The organism is Phytobacter ursingii (assembly GCF_001022135.1).
Lineage (GTDB): Bacteria > Pseudomonadota > Gammaproteobacteria > Enterobacterales > Enterobacteriaceae > Phytobacter > Phytobacter ursingii.
In genome coordinates this window covers 240,277-266,506 of record NZ_CP011601.1, presented here as the reverse complement: position 1 = coordinate 266,506, position 26,230 = coordinate 240,277, and the positions used below count along the sequence as shown (strand labels likewise).

The following is a 26,230-nucleotide window of genomic DNA, read 5'->3' as shown; positions in this document are numbered from 1 at the left end:
AGTTATCACATATGAAATACCATATGTATTGTTATTTTTTTACGAGGTTAAGCATGCTACAGCCTGTTCAGCTTTTTAAACTGCTCGCCGACGAGACCCGTTCAACTATCGTGATGCTTCTCAGGGAGTCCGGTGAAATGTGCGTCTGTGACATCTGTGCGGCAACCGCAGAGTCTCAGCCAAAAATTTCTCGCCATATGGCCCTTTTACGTGAAGCCGAGCTGGTCATCGACCGTCGCGAAGGAAAATGGGTGCATTACCGACTGTCGCCACACATGCCAGCATGGGCTGCGGGTATTATTGATACAGCCTGGAACTGTGAACGAGAAAACATACGCAACAAGCTCAGTAGCGTGGCATCTGTCTCCTGCTGATGGCGATATATATATCCGAATAAACAAATGTGAATGGAGTTTCTGATGTTACTGGCTGGTGCTATCTTTTTATTCACGCTCGTCCTGGTTATCTGGCAACCCAGAGGGCTGGGGATTGGCTGGAGTGCCTCACTGGGCGCAATTCTGGCATTGCTGACTGGCGTCGTTCATCTGGGGGATATTCCGGTGGTCTGGCAGATAGTGTGGAATGCGACCGCCACCTTTATCGCCGTGATCATCATCAGTCTTCTGCTCGACGAATCCGGCTTCTTTGAATGGGCCGCGCTGCACGTTGCCCGTTGGGGGAATGGCCGGGGGCGGCTGCTCTTCACCTGGATCGTCCTGCTTGGTGCGATGGTTGCGGCACTGTTTGCCAACGACGGTGCGGCACTGATCCTGACACCTATCGTTATCGCGATGCTGCTGGCGCTGGGATTCAGCCGGGGAGCAACCTTAGCGTTTATCATGGCCGCAGGGTTTATCGCTGACACGGCAAGCCTGCCACTGATTGTCTCAAACCTGGTGAATATCGTCTCGGCGGATTTCTTTAAGCTTGGTTTCTCAGAATATGCCGCCGTGATGGTCCCGGTTAACCTGGCCGCGATTGCGGCTACGCTGGTGATGCTGCATCTGTTTTTCCGTAAGGACATTCCCGCCGTTTACGACGTTTCTCTGTTGAAAGAACCGAAAGACGCTATACGTGATGTGAATACCTTTAAAACCGGCTGGCTGGTTCTGGTGTTGCTTCTGGTGGGATTCTTCGGACTGGAGCCGCTGGGCGTACCGGTCAGTTTGGTCGCAGCCGCTGGTGCATTGCTTCTGTTTGCTGTTGCGAAAAAAGGGCATGCCATTAACACCGGTAAGGTGCTGCGTGGTGCGCCCTGGCAAATCGTTATCTTCTCGCTGGGGATGTACCTGGTGGTCTACGGCTTACGAAATGCCGGTCTGACCCACTATCTCTCTTCCTTGCTGAATCAGCTGGCAGAGCAGGGATTGTGGGCGGCAACGCTGGGTACGGGCTTCCTGACGGCCTTCCTGTCATCAGTGATGAACAATATGCCGACCGTGCTGGTCGGGGCGCTGTCGATTGATGGCAGCACAGCGACCGGTGTTATCAAAGAAGCGATGATTTACGCCAACGTCATCGGCAGCGACCTGGGGCCAAAAATTACCCCTATCGGCAGTCTGGCAACGTTACTGTGGCTGCACGTTCTGTCGCAGAAAAATATCAAAATTACCTGGGGATATTACTTCCGGGTGGGCATTGTCATGACAATCCCCGTGCTGTTTGTCACGCTTGCAGCACTGGCGCTTCGTCTGTCTTTCACTTTGTAATGAGATACTGATATGAGCAACATTACCATTTATCACAACCCGGCCTGCGGCACGTCACGCAATACCCTTGAAATGATCCGCAACAGCGGTACAGAGCCGACCGTTATTCATTATCTTGAAACCCCACCATCACGAGCTGAGCTGGTAAAACTCATTGCGGATATGGGGATCACGGTACGAGCGCTGCTGCGTAAGAATGTCGAACCTTTTGAAGCGTTAGGGCTGGCGGAAGACCGCTTTACTGACGAGCAGTTAATCGATTTTATGTTGCAGCACCCTGTTCTGATCAATCGCCCTATCGTGGTAACGCCGCTGGGTACCCGGCTATGCCGCCCTTCTGAAGTCGTGCTGGATATTCTTCCCGATGCGCAGAAAAGCGCGTTCACGAAAGAGGACGGTGAGAAGGTAGTTGATGAAAAAGGTAACCGGCTGAACTAAACGTGTTCTTGTGACGAAGGGCGAGAGAACTCGCCCTTTTTTATTTAAGATAATCAGTGCTAACGGAGGATAAGAAGCGGTTGTTGCGTCTTTTGCAGCATTTCGGAGGTATGACTACCGATAAAGAACTGCCGCAACCTGGAATGACCGTAGGCCCCCATCACTATCAGATCGACAGCATTTTCCTCGGCGTAACGAATAAGCGCGTCCCCGACTGATTGCCCGGTAAGATGTGTTGTGCTGTTTTCTATATCCGCGTCACGTAAAATTTGCTGTGCGGTCAGCAGCTCTTCCTTCTTACCGTTTACCATGACAAGGTGGCACTCCAGCCCCCTGAGTAAGGGACTCATCGTCAGACGTTCCAGGTTACTCCTGCTTTCTTCACTGCCATCATAAGCCAGCATGACTCTGGAAGGCACTGAGTAGTTCTCCGGAACAACCAGTAGGGGTTTCTTTTGCAGACGAATAACGCTTTCCAGATGAGAGCCTACCGGATGCTGGCTACCCCGACGCCCCAGCACCATGAGACGAAGGTCGCTCAGCTCTGCCAGAACTTCATCCGGTGTACCGTGTTTTTGCATCAAAAGCACATCCGGGCTTCCCTGTTTTTGAAGCAGTTCAGCACAACTTTCCAGTATTGCTTTCCCCTGGGCCATCAGCAGGCGATTACGTTGCCCTTCAATTTCTACCAGCTCATCGGTCAGCAATTGCTGACTGTCTATGCCGAGAGTGCCGGTCAGGTCTGACACTACCGGGGTGCTGTCTTTTTCGATAACGTGCAACAGTGCTAGCTGTGATTGCAAAGTGCGGGCTGCCCACGCCGCATATTCACACACTGACCGCGTTGAAAGTGAACCGTCCACACAGGCTGTAACAGTATTATTCATAGTTTTCCCTCCAGTCTGTTAATGACCGCCCATCAGTTTTTCGACTTCTTCAGGTTTATCGTGAACACCAAACCGGTCAACGATGGTGCGGGTGGCTTCATTCATCCCACGTATTTCAACCCCGGCGCCCTCTCTACGGAACTTAATGACCACCTTATCCAGGGCGCTGACGGACGTGATGTCCCAGAAATGGGCATGTGAAACGTCTATCACCACATTCTCAATCGCTTCACGGAAATCAAAGTGGCTCGTAAAGCGGTCTGCTGATGCAAAGAATACCTGGCCGGTGACGGTATACGTCCGGCTCGTCCCCTCCAGAACTGAGGTTACACGCATGAACCGGGATACTTTAGTGGCAAAATTGAGCGAAGCAATCAGTACACCGGTCAGCACACCGAAGGCCAGATTATGTGTTGCCACCACAACCGCGACGGTGGCAAGCATGACCACGCTGGTTGAAAGGGGGTGTGTCCGCAGGTTGGCAATGGAGCGCCAGGAGAATGTCCCGATGGAAACCATAATCATCACCGCGACCAGCGCTGCCATCGGAATTTGGGAGACCCAGTTGCGCAGGAACACAATCAGGCAAAGCAGCACCACGCCCGCCGTGAGGGTTGAAAGTCGTCCGCGTCCACCGGATTTTACGTTGATAACAGATTGCCCAATCATCGCGCAGCCTGCCATTCCTCCGATAAAGGATGTGCAGATGTTCGCGATGCCCTGAGCTTTGCACTCCCTGTTTTTGTCGCTTGGCGTGTCGGTCATGTCATCCACGATAGTGGCGGTCATCATCGACTCAAGCAGGCCAACCACCGCAAGCCCCGCAGAATATGGCAGGATGATGAGCAGCGTCTGAAGATTTAAAGGCACGTCCGGGAGCAGGAAGACCGGCAGACTGTCGGGAAGTTTCCCCATATCCCCGACGGTTCGCACATCCAGATGCAGCCACATGGCAATCCCAGTCAGCACCACGATGCACACAAGCGGTGAAGGAATGGTTTTGTTGATATAAGGGAAGAGATAGATGATCCCCAGCCCTGCCGCAGTCATGGCATAAACATGCCATGTCACATTGGTCAGCTCAGGCAACTGGGCCATAAAAATCAGTATTGCCAGTGCATTAACAAACCCCGTGACCACTGAGCGTGAAACAAAACGCATCAGCCCGCCAAGCTTCAGATATCCGGCTATCAGCTGGAATACCCCGGTCAGTATGGAGGCAGCCAGTAAATACTGTAAGCCATGATCTTTCACCAGCGTCACCATCAGGAGAGCCATTGCACCGGTGGAGGACGAAATCATCGCCGGACGTCCGCCAAAGAAGGCCATAACGAGAGGAATACAGAACGCCGAGTAGAGGCCCACCTGGGGATCAACACCGGCGATAATGGAAAAGGCGATCGCTTCTGGAATGAGTGCGAGCGCGACAACAATACCGGCCAGAACGTCACCACGGACGTTACCCAGCCAGTCCTTACGCGTCGAGGACAGCAACATAGTAATTTCTCAGTTTTTAGATACAGTCAGCCCTGGAGGGCTACATTTTTACGTACGGTAAAGCACATCCGCAGACGGGATGTTATTGAGTGCGTGCTGAGGCTTGCTCAGTACGACAGAGGAAGGAAAAACTCAGGGTGGCGTAATACGCATAGCGGTTGTCAGATTCTCCATAGCGGATGTGTATATATTGTCGGCTCTGTTGTCAGGAAGAACTTACAGAACACGTCGCGTTTGAACATGAAACACTTCAAAGCAGCCCAATACTACAAATAAAGCGAATACGGGGTCAACCCAACAAGGTACTCAAACGAAGAGGTTAAGATGCGATTTTTATCCAGGAATTCAATATTATCAAAGGACATTTGAACTTTGCCCCACCCCGGACATCTCTACTTAGCTTTGACATAAGTTATTGATTCATATGTGGTTATTTTTTAACATTTACGTTTCACGTACTGATAGATTGCCTTTGAAGCCAACGCTGACCGTCATTCATCTTGATCAGGAATTTGGGCATCTTCTAAAAACACCTTTGTACGGTAATCATCTTTCCAGCCTAACCAAACTGAATCTTCACCACCGGAAGAAACAACTTTACGGTTTCCTGTGAGATTATCAGCCTGTTCTAAGCATATTGACTGCATATCAATGAGCAAATCAGCTTCTGCGACTTCCGTGCCGCCGATCGTTTCATAGCCGGAAATCAGAACAATTGCCTCAGGGTCTCTTTCGTTCAGCATGGCGATCAACTCTTTCACTTTCATTTTAAGATACCAGTAGTTTATTTGTGTGCATTGCTGATGGATTTTATAGTGCTGCCGACCTTTTTCAAGGTGCTTCCGTTGCTTCCAACGATCATGCTAACGACCTTGTTGTCTGACCTGGTATTGCCGTGGTCATCCTTTTAGAGAAATGCTCCAAAGATCAACATGGCGGCATAGGTTTTCCAGCTTGACCAATCAATCGTGGAACCAAGCAACAGATAGAATGCCAGGGCTACCAGCCCCAGCTTTACTACTAGCGCGATTATTATGGTGAAGATAGACTCATCGCGTTCGCCTTTAAGTATTTTATACCGCGTAATTAAACTGTCGTTTTTCATGTAGCATCCGTTATAGTTATTAAAGTCCTGCATTAGAAGTTGTTATTTGCCGAAGTTACCTTGTATGAGTTAACTGTGGATCCAAAAATACAAAATATAAGCTGTGCCAATTGAAAGGATTAGAAAAGCACAGTTACTAATAAAATCTACTAATGCTTGTAGCTTCTTTATTCTCACAATTGCTGGACCGTGTTCAGTAGAGGTACTACTCAGCCCTTTTGTTCTGGCACTCTCTGCTTTTCTGAAAAAATTGTAATGCAATCCTGACCGCAAGCAAAACCATGCCAAACCAGTCGTTATTACGATATTTATGTAGAAAGCATATTGAATCATTTGTTCAGTTTCGAAGCTTTCCATTGAAAACCCTTTGTTGAAATGTTGAATAAAATTATTTTTAGTAAATGTAAGCAATAAATAGAACGAATATTAATAGTGAAAGATGCAATGCCAACATCTGCTTATGATGCCTTATGAGGATTTCTTCCTTCGCATTCATTAAATCGTACATCTCATCAATATTTTTATTGCTGGTATATTCGAGACGTTCATCACGAAGTAATTTGAACTTTACCAATACGACAAGTGATTTAATAATAAAGCTCGTAAGCATAACAGTTATAGACAAAAATAAAAAATAGGCCAAATTCATATATCACTCCATGGAGATTAATAGAAAAATTTATAATAAGTAATCTCATAGAGCATTACTTGAATCTTCTTCCCATACTAAGGACTCACCGAGAAACTTAGTTAAAGATGATTTGGCATACTGTGGTTCGGAAAAAAAACGTGGGAACCAGCCGTCAAAGCTTTGGGTACCATTGTGACGATTTTCAGGCGAGACTGATAAGCGGTACCCGTCTTCGTAAGGTGAAATGCTAAATGTGTATCCATCATCTGTCTTTGAGATCAGCGTTTTGCATGTCATATGACTGTTTGCTCACAAAGTTACTTTTCTAAGATATCGAAAAGTGTGGATTAGATCATCATTCAGATAGTCTTTTCATCACAAACTTTCCTGCCCACATTATCACAATTATAAAGGTAATAAAACCGATCTGCTCCCAACGTAAATTGGTTTGCTGTTCGGAATCATCCAAATGAATTGCATAAATGTAACATCCGAAGGTAAGCGTGAGTGGAACAACAAGCATCCCTACCTTTTTAGTAATATTTCCAATAAACCACCAATAAAGAACCCAGGAAATAATAGAAGAATAAAAAATTGCTTCTGAAACTATCATATGTAACCTCTTGAATTAGTCGATGCTGTGGGTAAATAAACCCGGACCGTCAAATGATGCAATTGCAAAATATTTAGTAACCATGAATCCTTCGGTTATCTATTTCAGCCATGTATGCAGTAGGCTTTTTTAAGAGATAGATTGGTGAAACGACATTCGTTTTGACTTTATAAGCCAGAATGAAAACACCTGCGGAGCTTGCCATAAGTACCGCAAGAAGAATAGATACCGTTAACTCCTTTGGTGTTTGTATCACCGAAAGAAGAAACAATGCGCTTATGGCTGCAAAAATCCAGCAATATAATGATGCATCCATAAAACCAGCTACAACACTCGATCCAAAAAAAAACCAAAATAAACTTATTAAGATTACTGAGTTTTCATTCATGTCTGTTCCTTGTTATTACTAATTATATTATGCTTTATAGTTGACCGTCAGACTACCCACGGGTTTTGACGAACAAAGTCACGCACTCCATTTATACATGCTTTTGAGATGACTTCAAAATAAGGATGGTTTGATGGAATCATATTCCCGGTATTATCAAGAAGCATAATAGTCCCTAAAGACCGAACCAGTTGATATTCATTGAGCTTACGCTTTAGCAAAGTTTGCAATCTATAAATTGTCTCACCGGAACTGTTACCTTCGATACCTACAACAGAGACCGTACAGTTCACTTCCTGATTATCAGATTGATAATCGAACCAGTAATTTTCGTTGCAATTTCCTTTTTGCGCATGCTCAATTTTGCCAGGCCATTTTACCCATAAAGAAGAGTTGTTTTTAGATCGTAAGATCTGCTTCAGCGTTTCCAATGGATTTTTTTCATCAACCTCAGACCAGGCCGAAATAAATTCTTTCTGCATTGCCTTAGGGTCTATAACGGCAATGAAATCAAATTCCTCTTTATTGATAGAGTTGGCTCGATCTTTGAGATAAAACAGACCGAGTTTATATCCCTTTTCACTTTTCCAGTTTGCTCCCACAGGCTGATAGTCTGTATTTATAAACGGTTTGAAAGTGTGAGTGTCGGGAGAAAAAATTACTGAGGGTGCCAGCACCCGGCCTCGGTATCGTATTGGATTTACAAATATTTTTTCCCCGTCACATAACATTTCAATAATTGCTTTTGTCACAACTACTGAAATAGAAGGTCTACATGTATTTTGATTTATTTCCCCGAGGTGCGCCAAACTTCCATCCTCACTCTTCAACACCTTTGTAAGGCAAGTCGGGCAATACTGTTGATCTCTATAATAAACAGGCATGGTTAGACGACCGGAATCGTTTAGTACCAACTGAAGTAACGGATGAGGCTCTTTCATCATGGTTATTTCTTCCCTTTCACCTTTCTGGGCTTTTCGTTTGCCTGTCTCCACTGCCATGGTGGGACAGGGTTGGTGTCTGCCCATAACCCTTTTGCCTCCTTTTGTGCTGCGGATTCATATTTGATATAGCCAGGGACAATGGCGTTATCTTCGAACCGATAAACCCACGCATATCCACTGTCCACCATAGAGGCATTGATATCATATCCATCTAACCAGATGGTACCTAACATACGGCCATAGATATCCGTACCATGGTCTATCACGGTAACGATTTTAGTTGCTATAGCTGTGGTTAAGGCCTGTTTTGCTTTTTGGCCAAAAGCCTGTTTAGATTCAGGAGCGTCTATACCATACATCCGTATTTTGATGGTTGTGTTTTGAGCATCCAACGCAGTTATGGTGTCACCGTCAACAATCTTAACCACCTTTGCCTCAAAAGTTGTTGAGTTCCCCCAGGACGCCACTGGGAATACAACAATCATGATGGGCAAAAGTAACTTTGTAAAAAAAAACATCATTTCACCTGAATTTGTTGAGTACAGACATGTATCCACAAGCCTATTTACAGGCAGTATTTTAACAAGTCATTATTTCATGGGCGGGCTTAAAACCAATCTTTTTGCAACTTAAAGGCAGAATAATCACAATAAATTTAGAACCTGAACCAAAAAATAATCCAAATTAAGCGTGTTAATCTATCTCAAAGATATTATTCCTGAGAGAGTTTGGATGAAACGTTACACTCATGATCTTGAGACAGACCTGAATGATGTGGATAAAACACCATCTCTGATCCACAAAACTTTGTTAACAGCTTCGACTATTTATGACCTGAAATATCTGGCTCAGGTATTAAATGATGAAAATGGCAGTAATTGGTCCCGTGCATCCCTTAAACGTCAGGTTACATGCATACCTGAGCATTGTGATCTGAGTATCGCAGATGGACGCTATCTACAGACTTTAATACCTTCACGACCTGCTGATTATGAGGACAGGCACTTTAGCTTTATCGATCTGTTTGCAGGGATAGGTGGACTGCGAAGCGGATTTGATGCCATCGGTGGTAAATGTCTTTTCACGAGCGAATGGAATACTTATTCCAGCCGTACTTACCGGGCGAACTGGTATTGCGATGAGAACGAGCACCGCTTCAATTCAGACATCCGTGACATCACTCTTAGCAACCGGCCCGAGGTTACTGATGACGAGGCATACAAATTTATCGATGCCTCTATCCCGGATCATGATGTTCTTCTTGCGGGATTTCCATGCCAGCCATTCAGCATCGCCGGTGTCAGTAAAAAGAACTCTATGGGTCGCAAACACGGTTTCGAGTGCGACACTCAGGGTACGCTCTTCTTTGATGTGGCCAGGATCATCCGGGCAAAACAACCTGCAATTTTTGTTCTGGAAAACGTAAAAAATCTGAAGAGTCACGATAAGGGTAATACCTTTAACATCATCATGAAAACGCTCGATGAGCTTGGCTACGACGTCGCAAACAGCGAAAGCACGGGCGCGGATGATCCTAAAGTCATCGATGGCCGTCATTTCCGACCCCAGCACCGTGAACGTATCGTCCTTATTGGTTTTCGCCGCGACCTACGTCTGAAAGACGGTTTTACTCTGAGAGATATTAAAGACTTTTATCCGGACAAGCGCCCTTCTCTCTCAGATTTACTGGATCCGAGCGTAGATAGTAAATACATCCTCTCCCCTAAACTCTGGGAGTACTTATACAACTATGCAAAGAAACATGCGGCAAAAGGCAATGGTTTTGGTTTTGGACTAGTAGATCCTTCCAATGTTAATAGTGTCACCAGAACCCTCTCAAGCCGCTATATGAAAGACGGATCTGAAATTCTTATTGATCGGGGCTGGTCTCATGAGCTGGGAGAAACTGATTTCCATAACACATACAACATGGACCGTCGGCCACGCATGCTAACGCCACGTGAATGCAGCAGGCTAATGGGCTTCGATAAACCCGGGGAAAGTGTTTTCCGTATCCCTGTGTCCAATACACAGGCTTACAGACAGTTTGGGAACTCCGTGGTCGTTGATGTCTTTGCGGCCGTCGCCAAACTGCTGAAGTCTCGAATTGAATTTGCAGCCTCCCAGCGCTTGCGGCAGTTTTACGACGAAGTCAGCTGACCTGAGCTCCTTCATCAATTTAAATGCTTAAGATTGTTGTAATAATGTCAGAGGTCAACCATGACGTATTTCGAATCAGCTGAAGGTGAGACGGTATCTAAAGAACGAGCATTACAAGAACTGTCCAGGCATTGCGTTCCCGAAACAGATTTCGAAGAATTCTTTAGCGACATGGGCGTAAAGGAACAGTATGACGCTCAGGAAGTGTTGCTTTGGTTGGGATATTAAACTTCCTGTTTAGGAGACTACTATGAGCCAAAAATTCGCAGTGATGATTGCTTACGACGACGATCCAAACGTCAAAAGGTACTCACCTGACTTTCAAACGCAGGATGAGTTTGCTAAAGGGTGGCAGTCGGCTCTTAAAAAGGCACACCACACCTCAGGTCAAAAATCAGTCATCACCTGCGGATGTCGTGGAAAAGGAGAAAAGCGACTTTATGTTCGTGCTTTACCGAACGGTGATGCCTTTATTCTCGTCAAAGCCGCTAACACGGGCATTGAGCATGATCCTTCCTGTGTATTCTTCTCCCTTGATGCCCGGCATACCGGCCTGAAAGGATATGCGAGTGGTGTGGTCCGGATTACAACCGAAGGTGATATGGCTGTAAGGCTCGGTATCGGTATGACAGAGAAAGATCCTCCTGAAAAATCAGAAGTGCCTCCCCTGCCCCATGTTCAGCGACCAGAAGGAGGTCAGGCCTCAATGACCCTCCTGGGCTTGCTTAGTCTTTTGTGGACAGAGTCTGGTCTGAATGTCTGGTACCCGAAAATGGCAGGGAAACGTAACGATTCACTGGTACGGTATCGTCTGCTTGAAACCGCTAAACAAATTCGTACCGGCAGAGCCTGCATAGGTGACCATTTATTCATTGGTGTACCTGACCCGAAACAACCTGTCGCTCAGTCGCAAATTCAGCGTCTTTCATCACAGGCGATGAGTGATAAACGTCTCATGCTCCTGTCAGTTTTACCTCGCTACGATGCTGAAAAGCATGAGAAGCCACTTAAATTTTTACCCCTGCGGAATTTTGGGGGGCTACCGCTGATTTTTTTCAATTCAGAAGGCCATTGGGATAGCGTAAAGAAACGATTTTCATCGGAGTACGCAGCATGGAAATCCGGGGCGAAAATAGTTGTCTTTGCGTTGACGTCACCAGCTGCGGTAACCGGCAGAGGCCCTTCTGTAAGAGCTCATCAAATTGTGCTGATGCACGTTAGCGAGAACTGGATACCTCTGGACTCCTCCTATGAGGCGGTTGTTGCAGAAAAGCTGGATGCAGAGCACCGGCAGTACGTTAAGCCCATGCGTTATGATGCGAGTATTAGTGAGGTGTTCCCTGACTTCTACCTGCTCGACACAAAAAGCGATAAGCCGTTCCCGATGGAAGTATTTGGTATGGCCACTCCTGCTTATCTGGCCCGAAAGCAACTCAAAAAAGATTATTACAACCGTGAATATGGGCCTTATGGATGGTGGCACTGGGATGCGACCACAGCATCTGAAACTATGGTGCTGCCTCATTTTCCAGAATCACGTAAACCTCTTTCAACTGGCACACCTGCTTAAAATGGAGAAAAAATGTCATACATGCTTTCACTAAGCGAACAGACAAAACTGAACGCTTTCCTGTCAGGGATCCTTGATGATTACAAGACTGGGGTTATCACTCAGATACAAGCTGTTGGTAAAATCGGTAACGTGTTTTCTGCACTGGAAAGTGGAGACTCAAAAAAGGTAGTGCATTTGTTGACTGAAGGACGAAAACTCCTGCGGACGGGCTGAATGTCCGCAGAAGGTCTACTGTGCCAGGGGATGCAGAGAAGTCTATCAACCTGGCTTCATTTATCATGATGTTTTTCTACTACGCGGCTGTTTTGACTTTCCAGTACCTCCCCCTGCCATTGCACCAGTCAATGTATCAATGGTGCCTTTCAGGGATTCTGAGATTGTTTTCTCTGCCTCCAGGGTAGCTTCCAGCTTCATTACTTTGGACTGGAGCGTTTTTAATTCACTGCTTTGTTCAGCCACTTCCGCTTCATAGCCCTGGCTGACCAAAGTTACTTTTTTCAGGTCGGCGCTCAGCGACTCGTTTAGTTTATGGAGTTCAGTAAGCTCGGCATTCACCGCCACCAGGTCACCCTCCTTCCCGGACAGTGCACTTTTCAGCTCAGCACAGAGGTTCTGTGCAGCAATCAATTCCTGTTCAAACCTGTCCCTCTCTGCCTTTGTATCTGACACAGTCTGACTTAACTGGTCGCATTGTCTGGAAAGACCGGCATTATCAGAACGCTGAGTGTTGATCTCTTCGTTCAGCTTTTTTTGATATTCAAGGTGACCAGCGATCTCTGTTTTACGTTCAGCCAGTTGCTGGGAGAGTGAGTCATTTGACTGCTGTGCGAGGCTTAATTCATGCCGTGTGCTATCTAACTGGTGATGGCAGGTTTCGAGTTCTGCTTCGGCAACATTCAGCCTTGTTTCTAACTCCTTGACGGTACTGTCCCGGATCTCTAATCGACCCTGTAGCGCCTGATTCTCAAGTTTCAGCTCATCCATATCGGTAGCGCTTTGCTCAAGCCGCTGTAAAAGCTGCGTTACCTCCTCCTCCAGCTGCATGCTACGTGCTTCAGCTTTTTTAACACTATCACTCTGTATTGCGGTATAGCTTCTACGGTAGTGCCAGGTGATGTACGAGATAATATCGCCGAGTGCAACCTTCACCTCATCGGGTATATCCAGGTAACGGGCCTCTTCAGGAACCTCTTTAACATACTTCTGGTACTCAGCGAACATCTCCTGTGACCTTGCAAACGAGCCGCCAACAGCGTTTCTGAGCCAGTGAACTTTGAAGCTCAGATCGATATTTTCCGGGTTAATTTTTTTCTCTTCGCACAGACGTTCGATTGCATTGAAGTAATCGATCATCGCAATAGATGAGTACCTTGAACGACCCATTTCCTTTGATTTTTCTGTGGATTCGCTGCGGATGTCATTCTGCACCTCTGGCGAGGTAGCATCGTTCAGGCTTTTTTCTTTATCGTTTTCGATCATCATTTTTTTCCTGCGGCCGGAAGCTGGTTTGCAAAATATATGCTGATAAGATCGTTCAGAGCATTCAGAAGCGAGATACTGTCGATACAAATATGAACGTTTCCATTCTCAAACAGGCGACACCGCCAGCCATTCTCATCGCAGACCTCGCCTGTGAAATCTGTATTTCTCATGGCCGTCAGCCTGTCGACCATACTCAGCCCACCGCCGGTTGCAGGTGTTGGAGTATCAGAACAGATGCATACAATATTCTCAAAGTCGCGTAAACAAAAGTGATTGTCCTGCGAGAAACCGTTGTACCTCAGTACGTTCACACCAGGAAAAATCCCCCGAAGAACAAGCTTTTTCGGCATTGTATATTGCCGTGCATTGCTTTTAAAACTTCGGTCAAGCTTGTTGAGAACATCAACGAAACCTTCTGCAAGCGTGTCTCGTCTGTTAGCCAGTGCATGCTGTAATGTTCCCTTAACAATCTCCAGGGAAGCGACGGGCGGATCCGTACGTAGGGATTCGTTAAAGGCTTCTTTTTGCTTATGGTTCCAGTACCGGTCCATACCTATTTCTTCAAAGAGCCTTTTCCACGTTTTACGGTCAATTTCCTTACGCCCCTCCTCGATGGTGCGATCCAGTGACGACGGAAGACCAAATGCGTTGGGCTGCATAATTCTGCTGGTGAAGAGAGAGAGACCGCACAGTTCCGACGCTTCCGAGATTAACCGCATCCCTTCTTCGAATTTCTGCATGGCCATATCCCGGGCGCTGATGAGCTGCCCTGTCCGGCTCGCCGGTACTGGCTCAGAACCCTGGTTTTGAGTCATTTTACACTCCATTTTGGTATGTCAGAACATTTTGATTTGAGCAAAGGTAGGTGTACACAGACATTAAAGTTGTCTCCTTTAACATGAAAAAGACTTTAAAGTTGTCTACTTCTTCAGATAGACCTACTTAACAGGATACTAAGTAGGTCATCTCCTTTCTCGCGTAGCATCTCTCGACGTTCACAGCAGAGGACACGTTTCAAAATGTCATCCAAAATTTTTTTCCATTATCTGACGTTGGGTGATTTTGATGGTCAGCGAGTAGAGGCTTTAACAATGTGGGTTGCCCTGAGCAAAGTAAGGGAAGTAGATGTACCAGAAATGTACGCGTTGCCTTGCATGAAGGGGGGCATCTTAAAGCTCATTGATTAAACAAACTCACTATGCCGCTACAAACAGCCCAAAACCGTCACTTGATAACGTGTTATTTAGATAAATTAATGCTCAGGGCTTTTAGCCAAACTGTCACTTGATGTAAGAATCCAGAACCTTCAGCACAACGTCCAGGTCTTCTTCTCGTTTCTGTTCTTCACTTTCATGAACAATATGTTCAGTCAAATGTCCTTTAATCACTTCACGCAATAAACCATTCACGGCACCACGTATGGCGGCTATTTGTTGCAGTACAGCGGCACATTCGTGAGGTTCATCAAGCATTTTTTTCAGCGCAGCAACCTGCCCCTGGATCTTGCTTGTACGTGCTTTCAGTTTTTGTTTATCGCGGATGGTATGTGACATGTGGGCTCTCACTCTCCTGGATATTTTATGTAACTATACCAGCGTTATTCTACTGGGGGGTAGTATATTTTACTGGGGGGGAGTAGAATCCGGCCTACACTTAATAACCAAGAATGATTCTCATGAACGAATTTACGACACTTCTTCAGCAAGGCAACGCATGGTTTTTCATCCCCAGCGCCATTCTGCTTGGCGCGCTTCATGGACTGGAGCCCGGGCACTCCAAAACAATGATGGCAGCATTCATCATTGCTATAAAAGGCACCGTACGTCAGGCCGTGATGCTGGGTGTCGCGGCAACATTGTCGCACACTGCAGTCGTATGGCTGATTGCTTTTGGAGGGATGTATATCAGTAATAAATTTACCGCAGAATCAGCCGAACCCTGGCTACAGATGGTCTCTTCAGTGATCATCCTTGGTACGGCTTTTTGGATGTTCTGGCGAACCTGGAGCGGTGAGAAAAACTGGCTGGAGGGAATGCAGGAGAATGAACATCATCACCATGACGAAACAAGGTTGATCGATACTGGCCATGGAAAAGTTGAACTGTCCATTTTTGAAGAAGGACAACTTCCCCACTGGCGGCTACGCACTCTTAGTGGCCAAAGATGGGCTTCTGAAGATATCTCATTAACCACACTTCGGGAAAACAGTACGATCTCTCAGACTTTTGAATTTGTTGATCATGGTGATTATCTGGAGTCAACATCTCCCATCCCTGAGCCTCACAGTTTCAACGTACGTCTGTCTCTGGGACATCGTGGTCATGTCCATGACTATGATGTGGCGTTCGCTGAACACGACCATGACCATGACCACTCTGAGCTTGATGGGCTGGATGTGAATTCGAAAGAGTATCAGGACGCTCACGAACTGGCTCATGCCAATGACATAAAACGCCGCTTCGACGGGAAAGAAGTAACCAACGGGCAAATCCTGATATTTGGACTGACAGGAGGGCTTATCCCTTGCCCGGCAGCTATAACTGTATTGTTGATCTGCCTTCAGCTTAAAGCGCTTACGCTGGGTGCCACACTGGTTGTTTGTTTCAGTATCGGCCTGGCATTGACCCTCGTAACGGTTGGAGTGGGTGCGGCGATCAGCGTTCGTCAGGTCGCCAAACGCTGGAGTGGCTTCAATACCATCGCCAGAAGAGCCCCCTATATTTCAAGCGCCCTGATTGCTGCTGTTGGGATTTACATGGGTATACATGGCTGGAATGGGCTGGTGCATTAACACCGGTACTGATGACACACACTCTGGGTACTTACAAAGTACATCCTAAGCGCCACCGTTGAGGTTATGAGCAGAAAAACCCGGAATATAAAGCTGCTCTTTCCGGGACTTGTTGCTGAGGCAGGGATTAAGTAACTGATTAAATCCATTCCCATAAGACTCAATGATAAATGAAAGAATAAAAAAAACGCTCCCGGACGGGAGCGTAAGCCAGTGACTTCGGCGTCAAATGAGGGTCTAACAAGTGGAGCTGCGGGTTAATTCTGGGTGATCTGGCTGCGATGCTTTTCAGCCTGCTGCTGATGAATAACGGAAGACTGACCATTATTCGCCTTCTCGTGCACAACAGCGGCTTTTTCATGCTCGTTCATTTCTGAAAATGACGTTGCTGATTCGTTGGTGGCCCCTGGTTTGCCTTTCATCATTTTTTTATGCATCTCCGCCATGTCCTGGTGGGCAGAAGCGTTGCCGTTTTGCATCATTTCATGGGACATTGCAGCCTGATCGTGTCCGCTCATATCCATCATTGTCATACTGTCTCCCTGAACAGCGCTTTTTTCAGAGGTTGACTGCATCTGATGGGCGGGTGCCTGGGCATTATTTACCTGGTCATGCATGTTCATTGTCTCTGCAGCCATGGCGGATGAAGCGACAGCCATAATGGCAACAAATGATACAAGGATCTTTTTCATGGTTGGGTCTCCGGTGTTTTCATACCCAAACAATCAACGGCTTATAACAGAGAAAGCATTTGATCTCAGGGCGGGTTATTCATCACTCCAGGAACCAGGCGATTGCGTTATCACTCTGCTCCTGATTTATGTATGATTATAAAAAACCGCCTCTGTTTATCGCGTGACTGAATGATGACAATTTTGTCACCTTCCAGGTTTCTCCTGAAGAACGGGATTAATCCATTAACAGGCGCACACTGAACACAATTTCCCGCCCCTGCTGTTCTGCTGACAGCTCGCCGCCATGAGCATGAATGATCGACCTTGTAATTGATAATCCCAGCCCCGCGCCTTCCGTGTTGTGGACCCTTGATGAATCAGCTCGATAGAACCGATCAAACAAACGTTCCAGATTAGCGGGAACCTGGCCGGACATCGTATTCGTAATCATCACGTTCACACAGTCACTGTCACGCTCAAGGTGTATCGCTGTACAGGTGTTATCGGGAGAATACTTGATTGCATTGGAAAGCAGGTTACTGAAAGCACGTCGCAGCATATCGCTGTCTCCGGCAACAACGCCCTCTCCTTCAACGGTGATTGTCTTTCCTGTTTCGTCTGCCAGAGGCTCGAACAGCTCACGTAATTCATTCAGTTCGGCGGCCAGATCCACATCATGTTTATCCAGCTGCAGCAGACCATGCTCTGAACGTGCCAGAAAAAGCATATCACTGGTCATTCGTGACAACCTTTTCAGTTCTTCCAGGTAAGCGAATAAGATTTCGCGGTAATGCGAAACATCCCTTTCCTTAGCCAGTGCAAACTGCGTCTGCATCATCAGATTACTGACCGCTGTGCGCAGCTCATGCGCGATGTCAGACGAGAAATCTGACAGTTTCCGGAATGACCCCTCCAGGCGATCGAACATGTTATTGAACTCCTGCATGGTCTCAGAAATTTCCGGCGGAGCCAAATCGGGATTAAGACGCTGATCCAGGCTGTGTACGGTCATGGAGGAAGCCAGACTGGTCATTTCCCGTAGCGGTTTCAGACCAATACGTGTGGTCAGCCAGCCCAGAAAAACAGAAATAAAGACCAGACCGATATTGAACCAGAACAGCCAGGTACTGAGCTTATCCATAAACAGGGTGTGATACCCAGTATCCGTGGCAACCGTAATGATGACATGTTTGCTTTTACCCTGTTCCGGCGTCACGGCAACCCGCCGCGAGATACTGCGGTACACGGTGTTATTTTCTTCCGTCTGGATCATATAGTCGAGAATATCACCCGACTTATTAAGCAGGACCGCTGGAACAACAGAATTTTTGGCATAGAGTTCAACAATTTTTTCATTTTCCATGTTTTTTATAGAAATGAATAAACCATTGTGCCCTACCATCGCATCGTTTATTTTTTCTGATAATGACTTAATATCCGTTTTGTTCCGGAACGTCTCTGTTTTAAGAAACTCTTCGGTGAGCTGAAGTTTACCTGTCAGAAAATCGCGGTCCTGATTATCGAAATAGCCATTAAGGGTGCTAATCAGGATAAAACTTGATAACCACCATACCGTAAGCATCACCGCGGCTTTGTTGAATAAATCGAACTTTTGCTGAGTTGAAGGATCAGATCACGCATCTTCCCGACAACGCAGACCGTTCCGTGGCAAAGCAAAAGTTCAAAATCACCAACTGGCCCACCTACAATAAAGCCCTCATCAACCGTGGCTCCATAACTTTCTGGCTGGATGATGAAGCTATTCAGGCCTGGTATGAGTCGGCAGCGCCTTCTTCACGAGGCAGACCTCAGCGCTATTCTGACCTTGCCATCACGACTGTGCTGGTCATTAAACGCGTATTCAGGCTGACCCTGCGCGCTGCGCAGGGCTTTATTGATTCCATTTTTTCTCTGATGAACGTTCCGCTACGCTGCCCGGATTACAGCTGTGTCAGCAGGCGGGCAAAGTCGGTTAATGTCAGTTTCAAAACGCCCACCCGGGGTGAAATCGCACACCTGGTAATTGATTCCACCGGGCTGAAGGTCTTCGGTGAAGGCGAGTGGAAAGTCAAAAAGCATGGCCAGGAACGCCGCCGTATCTGGCGTAAGCTGCATCTCGCCGTTGACAGTAAAACACATGAAATCATCTGCGCTGACCTGTCGCTGAACAACGTTACGGACTCAGAGGCCTTCCCCGGGTTAATCCGGCAAACCCACCGGAAAATCAGGTCAGCCGCCGCCGATGGCGCTTACGATACCCGGCTATGTCACGATGAACTGCGGCATAAGAAAATCAGCGCGCTTATCCCTCCCCGAAAAGGTGCGGGTTACTGGCCCGGTGAATATGCAGACCGTAACCGTGCAGTGGCTAATCAGCGAATGACCGGGAGTAATGCGCGGTGGAAATGGACAACAGATTACAACCGTCGCTCGATAGCGGAAACGGCGATGTACCGGGTAAAACAGCTGTTCGGGGGTTCACTGACGCTGCGTGACTACGATGGTCAGGTTGCGGAGGCTATGGCCCTGGTACGAGCGCTGAACAAAATGACGAAAGCAGGTATGCCTGAAAGCGTGCGTATTGCCTGAAAACACAACCCGCTACGGGGGAGACTTACCCGAAATCTGATTTATTCAACAAAGCCTCGTTAAGGTTAACCTAAGATTTCAGAATGATAATCTCTGCTTTGCAGCGAATAAGGCAATCATAATATTAGATTGAATTGTTGTAATTATCATCAATGTTTTTACTGGTTTACTATTTTCCGGAGGTGTTAATGCCTGTACTTTTCAGGGTGAAAGTTATTCCGCTGGTTTTACTTCTGGCAATGATCTTTGCGTTTTTACTTAACTGGCCAATATTGCTGCATTTTTACGAGATTTTGTCGCATTTAGAGCATGTCAAAATTGGTTTTGTCATTTCTATTCCCTTTGTTCTGGTTGCGGCGCTTAACGTTGTTTTTATGCCTTTCTCAGTTCGTTTTCTGCTGAAACCTTTCTTTGCTTTACTGTTTATCACTGGCTCACTGGTCAGTTATTCGACACTAAAATATAAAGTAATGTTTGATCAAACGATGATTCAAAACATTATTGAAACTAACCCCCAGGAAGCGCATTCCTATCTTAATGGCTCAATTATTATATGGTTCGTCTTTACCGGTATCCTTCCTGCCATCCTCCTTTTTTCAATAAAAATTCAATATCCTGAAAAATGGTATAAAGGCATTGCTTACCGTTTGCTCTCCGTGCTGGCATCGTTGAGTTTGATTGCAGGTGTTGCCGCACTTTATTATCAGGATTATGCCTCTGTCGGCCGCAATAACTCGACATTGAATAAAGAGATCATCCCGGCGAACTACGCTTACAGCACTTTCCAGTATGTTAAGGATACGTACTTTACGACTAAAGTGCCTTTCCAGACGCTGGGGAATGATGCTAAACGCGTCGTCGCTCACGAAAAACCCACGCTGATGTTCCTGGTGATTGGCGAAACGGCACGCAGCCAGAATTTCTCGATGAACGGTTATTCGCGTGATACCAATGCCTTTACCAGCAAATCCGGCGGCGTTATTTCGTTTAAAAATATGCATTCCTGCGGTACCGCTACCGCAATATCCGTTCCGTGCATGTTCTCGAATATGAATCGCACCGAGTACGACAGTAAAAAAGCATCTAACAGTGAAAATTTCCTCGACATCGTGCAGAAAACCGGTGTCTCGCTGTTATGGAAAGAGAACGATGGCGGTTGTAAAGGCGTATGTAGCCGCATCCCGACTGTCGAAATTAAGCCTAGTGATAACCCGAAACTGTGCGATGGCAAAACGTGCCATGACGAGGTGATGCTGGAAAACCTTGATGATGAAATCGCCAAAATGCCAGGTGATAAGCTTGTCGCCTTCCATATCATTGGCAGCCATGGACCGACTTATTACCTGCGTTATCCGGCTGAGCATCGCCACTTCATGCCCGAATGTGCACGTAGCGATATCGAAAACTGTACTCAGGAACAATTGGTCAACACCTACGACAACACCCTTCGTTATACAGACTATGTATTAGCTGAGATGATTGAAAAGCTAAAAAATTACAGCGATCAGTACAACACCGTGCTGCTTTATGTGTCCGATCATGGTGAATCATTGGGCGAAAGCGGGCTATATCTGCACGGCACGCCGTACAAACTGGCACCGGATCAGCAGACGCATATTCCGATGCAGGTCTGGATGTCACCGGGCTTTATCGCCGGGAAACACATCAACATGTCTTGCCTTGAAAATAATGCGGCGAAAAAATCATATTCCCACGACAACCTGTTCTCATCGATTTTGGGGCTGTGGGACGTAAGCACCAGCGTCTATAATCCTGACCGCGATTTGTTCCGCGAATGCCGTGGCTAATCGATTGTTAGTATAACAAAAAGCCTTACGGCAACCTGGTTGCCGTAAGCTGCAAGAATGCAATAAGGCTTATAATATGAAACAACTTACTTTCAACGACCTACGCAAGCAAAGCGCACAAGCCGCAAATTCCCCCCGCTTACGTGCCCATCATAATTTCCACCCTGAATTGAGCGACCCGGTGCAGCGTCTGGCTATTGCTATGGAACCGGGAACTTATGTTCGCCCTCATCGCCACCCGCATACTTTTGAACTGCTGACATCCCTTACCGGTCGCTTTTTGGTATTGAACTTTGATGACCTGGGTAACCTGACCCAGCGCGTCGTGTTAGGTGAGGACTGTAAAGTGCTGGAGATGGATGCAGGCACCTGGCATACCGTATTGTCACTGGATGAAGGCGGCGTTATTTTTGAGGTAAAACACGGTAGGTACCAGCCTGTTGCTGATCAAGATGCCGCCCCATGGGCCCCCGCCGAAAACGAGCCGGGAACTGCAGAGCTGATGAAATGGTACACACAGGCGCAAGTAGGTGATGGCGGATATCCGCGGTAATTAATGCGTTGCACGGAGTGCCATTCTCTCCTTCGCGCCAACTTCAAAGGCTAAGACGCTTCCTCCCAAATCACCTACTCGTAAACCTGTGGCAAGAGTAGAGGCACTGTTGCAAATAGTCGGTGGTGATAAACTTATCATCCCCTTTTGCTGATGGAGCTGCACATGAACCCATTCAAAGGCCGGCATTTTCAGCGTGACATCATTCTGTGGGCCGTACGCTGGTACTGCAAATACGGCATCAGTTACCGTGAGCTGCAGGAGATGCTGGCTGAACGCGGAGTGAATGTCGATCACTCCACGATTTACCGCTGGGTTCAGCGTTATGCGCCTGAAATGGAAAAACGGCTGCGCTGGTACTGGCGTAACCCTTCCGATCTTTGCCCGTGGCACATGGATGAAACCTACGTGAAGGTCAATGGCCGCTGGGCGTATCTGTACCGGGCCGTCGACAGCCGGGGCCGCACTGTCGATTTTTATCTCTCCTCCCGTCGTAACAGCAAAGCTGCATACCGGTTTCTGGGTAAAATCCTCAACAACGTGAAGAAGTGGCAGATCCCGCGATTCATCAACACGGATAAAGCGCCCGCCTATGGTCGCGCGCTTGCTCTGCTCAAACGCGAAGGCCGGTGCCCGTCTGACGTTGAACACCGACAGATTAAGTACCGGAACAACGTGATTGAATGCGATCATGGCAAACTGAAACGGATAATCGGCGCCACGCTGGGATTTAAATCCATGAAGACGGCTTACGCCACCATCAAAGGTATTGAGGTGATGCGTGCACTACGCAAAGGCCAGGCCTCAGCATTTTATTATGGTGATCCCCTGGGCGAAATGCGCCTGGTAAGCAGAGTTTTTGAAATGTAAGGCCTTTGAATAAGACAAAAGGCTGCCTCATCGCTAACTTTGCAACAGTGCCGGCCAATTCCCATAACAAGGTGGGCGGATTCCCAGAGATAACACTTATTTATGATTTTAAATCAATTAGTTATATAGCTCTAAAAGACTTTAAAAAGATAAAAAATCTATAAAATACCTTTTAAAAATATGCCTGTGGATATGTGCATATCATCGCTTACCAGCGCCGCTTCGCGGCTCGGTCAACCCCTCAGAACCGCGAAAACAAGTTTCGCAGTTCTTCACGGTTCATGTTTTAATCCGAGCATGGCGCCAGCACCTTCGCGGCACCATCGAGGCCCGCGCTGCTGCCGCACCGGGCCTCACCCTCAAATAAAATAAAGTTTATAAAAATCGTACTTGTATTGACCCCTGTTTATTCTGAGTATATCCTTTCTGTAACCAAAACTACGGAGGCGCCACAGATGGCTCAGAAAAACAGAATTTCAGAAACAGAATGGAAACAGCTGCTGCCGCAAATGGCTTCCTTTGCACACATCACAACAGATATTGGCTATTCCGTGCTTGTCAAAGGTGAGAAATCATCAGACGTAGCCACGCGAGTAGGCCGTTCCAAGCAAAACATTTCCAGCACCGTTAAGCGAATCTGGGATTTGTACCAGAACACCACTCTTAAAGCCGAGAACGGCGAACCATTAAAATTAGTTCAGGTCTGGATACCAGCAAGCCTTGCTGAAACTGTTTTAAAAGAAGCCGCGAAGTACAGCATTAATAACATCACGACCTCGGAAATGGAAAAAAAATAAAGTCCGAAAGGACTTTATTTTAAGACTACTAACGCGGCTTTATTACAGTGCTCGCCACCACAGTAAACCACTATCCCCGGTTTACCCCAGAGATTGATATGACACACCGGGCAGCTGTACTTTTCCCGGTTTGTTTTGTTCACCGGTGCTTCAGGCGGTGGGGTTACAAATCGCATGGCCTCTATGATCTCGTCGTCGAGTTCAACCGGGTCGCGCCCTTCCTCCACCTCCTGTTCGTGTTCGCTATCATCTTCCTCGTCGTCAATATAGCCTTTTCCTGTAGGGCTTAGCACAGCGCCAGGCTTAGGCTGGTAAGGCGGAAACCTGTCCATCCAGGAAAGCTGGAAATGGCCTGTCAGCAGTTCATCACAGGCCATATCGAAAGGGCCACCGGCAATAATATAATGGGTCATGCTCTGGCCCACTTTCCTGCCTCCCGGTTCGCCGGTATCAGAAGGCATTAGTCCTACCCGTTCCATCCGGGCCGCCCACTGTTTGTTGTGATAGCCACGGCGGCCAGGCTCGCCAAAATGGAATTGCCACTGATGAACCATCTCATGCACCAGTGTTGAAAGCGTGGCCTTTATGGTTCTGATCGAGAAATACACCGGATTCATAGCGATCTCGTCTACCGTGTACCCACTCTCACGGCCGACGAAACGCTTAAAGGAACAATAGCCATACGTTCGCTTCTCACGCTGCAACGTTATCAGGCATGGCGGCAGCTCGTTGCTGAATAGCTTCTCATTGAAAAAATCGTAGGCTCTCTGAAGTTCATCGTAGGTTTCGGGCGTAGGCAAATTCACTGCTAACCTCACATATATGTATTGTGCAATACACATAATTTAGCTGATCTTTTATACAGAGGAAACGGCTTTTAGGGGTCGTTTGCGGGAGAGGGCGAAATCCTACGCTAAGGCTTTGGCCAACGATATTCTCCGGTAAGATTGATGTGTTCCCAGGGGATAGGAGAAGTCGCTTGATATCTAGTATGACGTCTGTCGCACCTGCTTGATCGCGGCCGCGATAGCTAGATCGCGTTGCTCCTCTTCTCCATCCGCGTTCCAAGCTGCGGAAAGGCACCCATAAGCGTACGCCTGGTCGAGCAGGCGACGCGGATCGACGTCCAGCGCACGAGAGAATGCGTCCGCCATCTGTGCAATGCGTCTAGGATCGAGACAAAGGTCGTCTCTGTCAGCCGGATCGTAGAACATATTGGCGGCGCCAAAGCCCACTTCACCGACCAGACCGACGGGATCTATCACCAGCCAGCCGCGACTGGAGAACATGATGTTTTCATGATGCAGATCGCCATGTAGCCCACGCAGTTCCGAGGCATTGCTCATCATTTGATCGGCTATAATCGCCGCGTGGACGTAGTCAGTTTGACAACCTGCGTTTTGATCATCGCGCGCCCGCTGAAACAAAGCTGCAAAGCGATCCCGGATCGGGAGAAGGGCAGAAGGCAGGGGTTCCTCAGATGCGGCATACAGCTTCGCCATTAGTTCCGCTGCAATTTCGGTCGCCTGGTAGTCGCCGTGCTCGGCAACGATGTGAGAGAGCATTCGCTCCCCGGCATATTCGAGCAACATCAGATTGTTCTCACGACCGAGCAACCGGACTGCTCCCCTCCCATTGCGCCATACCAGATAGTCGGCCCCGCGCAGTTCATCAGCAATGTCTTCTATAGGTTTCAATCCCTTGACGATTGCAGGAGTCCCGTCTGGCAATGAAACTTTCCAAACGAGGCTGGAAAAGGTGTCCGCAATGAGAACAGGTTGCGAAACGTGCCAATGAGCAGGAAAAACAGGCGGCATGAACATCAACCCCAAGTCAGAGGGTCCAATCGCAGATAGAAGGCAAGGCGTTCGCGGTCGGGGGCTTCGATCCCCAATACATTGAATAGGACAGCGAAGGCGCGCTCTGCTTCATCTGGCGCTGCCCAGTTCTCTTCGGCGTTAGCAATCATGAGTGCCAAATCGGCATAGCGATCTGCTGTTCCGAGCCGCCCAAGGTCGATCAGACCCGTGCATTGAAGAGTTTTAGGGTCCACCATGAAGTTCGGCATGCAGGGATCACCATGGCAAACAACCATATCGGTGCGCTCTTGGTCGAGCCGCACCGGTAGCTCTCGTTCGACACGAGCCAAAAGATCGAGCTGCGGCGTACTCTTGTCCTCGTCCGGTAAGAAGTCGGGATTGACGGCATTGCGGGACACCACATCAACGGCGCGTCCGAACATTCGCGACAGCCTGCGCTCAAACGGACATTGATCAACCGATAGGCTGTGAACAGCGCCAAGTTGCTGCCCCATTGACGGCCACGCTTTGAGCAAATCCGCTCCAGACAGATCAGCCGCCGGTACTCCCGGAATTGCCGTTATCACCAAGCATGCACCCTCCTGTTCCTCCTGCCAGTTGATCACCTCGGGGCAAGCCACACCTCGACCTTTGAGCCAAATGAGGCGGTCACGCTCTCCAGCGAGCTCACCGCGGCGGGAAGCAGGTGCGATTTTCGCGAAGGCATGCCCGTCACCACGTCGAAAAACAAAATCACCAGATTCTCCGCCTCTGACAGGCAACCAGTCAGAATGCGATTCACCAAAAAAAATATTAGTTCGATTCAATGGAGGTTCCTTCAGTTTTCTGATGAAGCGCGGAGGTGGCTCAACCTGCGAAAAGAAACGAGTTGCTACGTAAGTCCGAGAACATGCTTTCCATG

29 protein-coding genes are annotated in these 26,230 nt (G+C 47.6%); 13 read left to right on the top strand and 16 right to left on the bottom strand.

All coding sequences use genetic code 11. From position 1 onward, the window contains the following. Positions 1–53 precede the first annotated feature (53 nt). The 3 genes from AB182_RS03285 to arsC are packed head-to-tail and all read left to right on the top strand — an operon-like array spanning position 54 to position 2,147. Positions 54–374: a transcriptional regulator gene (locus AB182_RS03285; protein WP_000941305.1), complete on the top strand. Its 321-nt coding sequence runs from the start codon at positions 54–56 to the stop codon at positions 372–374. A gap of 45 nt (positions 375–419) precedes the next feature. Further along, positions 420–1,709 carry an arsenic transporter gene (locus AB182_RS03280; protein ID WP_000922628.1) on the top strand — a complete coding sequence of 430 codons (1,290 nt, stop codon included), beginning with the start codon at positions 420–422 and terminating at the stop codon, positions 1,707–1,709. A gap of 12 nt (positions 1,710–1,721) precedes the next feature. Next, positions 1,722–2,147 carry a glutaredoxin-dependent arsenate reductase gene (gene arsC / locus AB182_RS03275; protein WP_000065802.1) on the top strand — a complete coding sequence of 142 codons (426 nt, stop codon included), beginning with the start codon at positions 1,722–1,724 and terminating at the stop codon, positions 2,145–2,147. 59 nt (positions 2,148–2,206) lie between these two features. Here arsC and AB182_RS03270 read toward each other — a convergent pair whose 3' ends face one another. The 8 genes from AB182_RS03270 to AB182_RS03225 all read right to left on the bottom strand — a co-directional run bounded on the left by AB182_RS03270 (position 2,207) and on the right by AB182_RS03225 (position 8,730). Next, on the bottom strand, positions 2,207–3,034 hold the full coding sequence (locus tag AB182_RS03270) for a universal stress protein (protein WP_001066652.1): 828 nt from the start codon (positions 3,032–3,034) through the stop codon (positions 2,207–2,209). An 18-nt stretch (positions 3,035–3,052) separates the two neighbouring features. Continuing rightward, positions 3,053–4,531, bottom strand: a complete 1,479-nt coding sequence (locus AB182_RS03265; protein ID WP_000927306.1) for a SulP family inorganic anion transporter — start codon at positions 4,529–4,531, stop codon at positions 3,053–3,055. Between the two features lie 491 nt (positions 4,532–5,022). Further along, positions 5,023–5,298 carry a hypothetical protein gene (locus AB182_RS03260; protein ID WP_000864986.1) on the bottom strand — a complete coding sequence of 92 codons (276 nt, stop codon included), beginning with the start codon at positions 5,296–5,298 and terminating at the stop codon, positions 5,023–5,025. A gap of 140 nt (positions 5,299–5,438) precedes the next feature. Further along, on the bottom strand, positions 5,439–5,636 hold the full coding sequence (locus AB182_RS03255) for a hypothetical protein (protein WP_001371914.1): 198 nt from the start codon (positions 5,634–5,636) through the stop codon (positions 5,439–5,441). 986 nt (positions 5,637–6,622) lie between these two features. Next, complete coding sequence (locus AB182_RS03240) at positions 6,623–6,880, bottom strand: hypothetical protein (RefSeq protein WP_000637193.1); 258 nt, start codon at positions 6,878–6,880, stop codon at positions 6,623–6,625. Between the two features lie 73 nt (positions 6,881–6,953). After that, positions 6,954–7,268, bottom strand: coding sequence for a hypothetical protein (locus tag AB182_RS03235; RefSeq protein WP_001005009.1), 315 nt, complete (start codon positions 7,266–7,268; stop codon positions 6,954–6,956). Between the two features lie 47 nt (positions 7,269–7,315). After that, a complete protein-coding gene (locus AB182_RS03230; protein WP_000975181.1) occupies positions 7,316–8,212 on the bottom strand; it encodes a hypothetical protein in 897 nt (298 codons plus the stop codon). Positions 8,213–8,214: 2 nt separating this feature from the next. Beyond that, a complete protein-coding gene (locus tag AB182_RS03225) occupies positions 8,215–8,730 on the bottom strand; it encodes a thermonuclease family protein (RefSeq protein ID WP_000464825.1) in 516 nt (171 codons plus the stop codon). Positions 8,731–8,944: 214 nt separating this feature from the next. On the opposite strand from AB182_RS03225, the gene AB182_RS03220 reads away from it, so the two are divergent. The 4 genes from AB182_RS03220 to AB182_RS03210 are packed head-to-tail and all read left to right on the top strand — an operon-like array spanning position 8,945 to position 12,158. Next, positions 8,945–10,372, top strand: a complete 1,428-nt coding sequence (locus AB182_RS03220) for a DNA cytosine methyltransferase (protein ID WP_000833380.1) — start codon at positions 8,945–8,947, stop codon at positions 10,370–10,372. Between the two features lie 60 nt (positions 10,373–10,432). Next, on the top strand, positions 10,433–10,600 hold the full coding sequence (locus tag AB182_RS32530; protein ID WP_000220758.1) for a hypothetical protein: 168 nt from the start codon (positions 10,433–10,435) through the stop codon (positions 10,598–10,600). Positions 10,601–10,622: 22 nt separating this feature from the next. Beyond that, entirely contained in the window at positions 10,623–11,942 is a 1,320-nt protein-coding gene (locus AB182_RS03215; protein ID WP_000078513.1) for a DUF1173 family protein, read from the top strand. A 12-nt stretch (positions 11,943–11,954) separates the two neighbouring features. Next, on the top strand, positions 11,955–12,158 hold the full coding sequence (locus AB182_RS03210; RefSeq protein WP_000121164.1) for a hypothetical protein: 204 nt from the start codon (positions 11,955–11,957) through the stop codon (positions 12,156–12,158). A 63-nt stretch (positions 12,159–12,221) separates the two neighbouring features. Here AB182_RS03210 and AB182_RS03205 read toward each other — a convergent pair whose 3' ends face one another. The 3 genes from AB182_RS03205 to rcnR all read right to left on the bottom strand — a co-directional run bounded on the left by AB182_RS03205 (position 12,222) and on the right by rcnR (position 14,980). Continuing rightward, positions 12,222–13,427 (bottom strand): coiled-coil domain-containing protein, encoded by a 1,206-nt coding sequence (locus AB182_RS03205; protein ID WP_001371952.1) that lies wholly within the window; start codon positions 13,425–13,427, stop codon positions 12,222–12,224. Further along, on the bottom strand, positions 13,424–14,242 hold the full coding sequence (locus tag AB182_RS03200) for a DUF4942 domain-containing protein (RefSeq protein WP_000193207.1): 819 nt from the start codon (positions 14,240–14,242) through the stop codon (positions 13,424–13,426). Before AB182_RS03200 ends, AB182_RS03205 begins: the two co-directional genes overlap by 4 nt. Positions 14,243–14,707: 465 nt before the next feature. Beyond that, positions 14,708–14,980, bottom strand: coding sequence for a Ni(II)/Co(II)-binding transcriptional repressor RcnR (rcnR, locus tag AB182_RS03195; protein WP_000019951.1), 273 nt, complete (start codon positions 14,978–14,980; stop codon positions 14,708–14,710). A gap of 122 nt (positions 14,981–15,102) precedes the next feature. Between rcnR and AB182_RS03190 the strand changes: the two genes are divergently transcribed. After that, complete coding sequence (locus tag AB182_RS03190) at positions 15,103–16,218, top strand: nickel/cobalt efflux protein RcnA (protein WP_001572377.1); 1,116 nt, start codon at positions 15,103–15,105, stop codon at positions 16,216–16,218. A gap of 257 nt (positions 16,219–16,475) precedes the next feature. Here AB182_RS03190 and AB182_RS03185 read toward each other — a convergent pair whose 3' ends face one another. Together AB182_RS03185 and pcoS are read right to left on the bottom strand one after the other, a co-directional pair. Next, positions 16,476–16,910 (bottom strand): hypothetical protein, encoded by a 435-nt coding sequence (locus AB182_RS03185; protein ID WP_000723070.1) that lies wholly within the window; start codon positions 16,908–16,910, stop codon positions 16,476–16,478. 217 nt (positions 16,911–17,127) lie between these two features. Continuing rightward, complete coding sequence (gene pcoS, locus AB182_RS03180; RefSeq protein ID WP_004248839.1) at positions 17,128–18,474, bottom strand: copper resistance membrane spanning protein PcoS; 1,347 nt, start codon at positions 18,472–18,474, stop codon at positions 17,128–17,130. 38 nt (positions 18,475–18,512) lie between these two features. Here pcoS and AB182_RS03175 point away from each other — a divergent pair, with 38 nt between their 5' ends. The 5 genes from AB182_RS03175 (at position 18,513) to ardK (ending at position 23,509) form a co-directional block, all read left to right on the top strand. Beyond that, positions 18,513–19,481, top strand: a complete 969-nt coding sequence (locus tag AB182_RS03175; protein ID WP_072196614.1) for an IS5-like element IS903B family transposase — start codon at positions 18,513–18,515, stop codon at positions 19,479–19,481. 188 nt (positions 19,482–19,669) lie between these two features. After that, positions 19,670–21,289, top strand: a complete 1,620-nt coding sequence (locus tag AB182_RS03170) for a phosphoethanolamine--lipid A transferase MCR-9.1 (RefSeq protein WP_001572373.1) — start codon at positions 19,670–19,672, stop codon at positions 21,287–21,289. 76 nt (positions 21,290–21,365) lie between these two features. Further along, complete coding sequence (locus AB182_RS03165; RefSeq protein ID WP_001572372.1) at positions 21,366–21,842, top strand: WbuC family cupin fold metalloprotein; 477 nt, start codon at positions 21,366–21,368, stop codon at positions 21,840–21,842. Positions 21,843–22,007: 165 nt separating this feature from the next. Continuing rightward, positions 22,008–22,712, top strand: a complete 705-nt coding sequence (locus AB182_RS03160) for an IS6-like element IS26 family transposase (RefSeq protein WP_001067855.1) — start codon at positions 22,008–22,010, stop codon at positions 22,710–22,712. Positions 22,713–23,167: 455 nt separating this feature from the next. After that, positions 23,168–23,509 (top strand): antirestriction protein ArdAB regulator ArdK, encoded by a 342-nt coding sequence (gene ardK, locus AB182_RS03155; RefSeq protein WP_000057569.1) that lies wholly within the window; start codon positions 23,168–23,170, stop codon positions 23,507–23,509. A 14-nt stretch (positions 23,510–23,523) separates the two neighbouring features. On the opposite strand, the gene AB182_RS03150 is transcribed toward ardK, so the two are convergent. The 3 genes from AB182_RS03150 to aph(3'')-Ib all read right to left on the bottom strand — a co-directional run bounded on the left by AB182_RS03150 (position 23,524) and on the right by aph(3'')-Ib (position 26,135). After that, positions 23,524–24,315: a SprT-like domain-containing protein gene (locus AB182_RS03150; protein WP_004248792.1), complete on the bottom strand. Its 792-nt coding sequence runs from the start codon at positions 24,313–24,315 to the stop codon at positions 23,524–23,526. Positions 24,316–24,495: 180 nt separating this feature from the next. Continuing rightward, positions 24,496–25,332 carry an aminoglycoside O-phosphotransferase APH(6)-Id gene (locus tag AB182_RS03145; RefSeq protein WP_000480968.1) on the bottom strand — a complete coding sequence of 279 codons (837 nt, stop codon included), beginning with the start codon at positions 25,330–25,332 and terminating at the stop codon, positions 24,496–24,498. After that, positions 25,332–26,135 carry an aminoglycoside O-phosphotransferase APH(3'')-Ib gene (gene aph(3'')-Ib / locus AB182_RS03140; RefSeq protein ID WP_001082319.1) on the bottom strand — a complete coding sequence of 268 codons (804 nt, stop codon included), beginning with the start codon at positions 26,133–26,135 and terminating at the stop codon, positions 25,332–25,334. The genes AB182_RS03145 and aph(3'')-Ib overlap by 1 nt, the downstream gene beginning before the upstream one ends. Between the last annotated feature and the right edge of the window lie 95 nt (positions 26,136–26,230).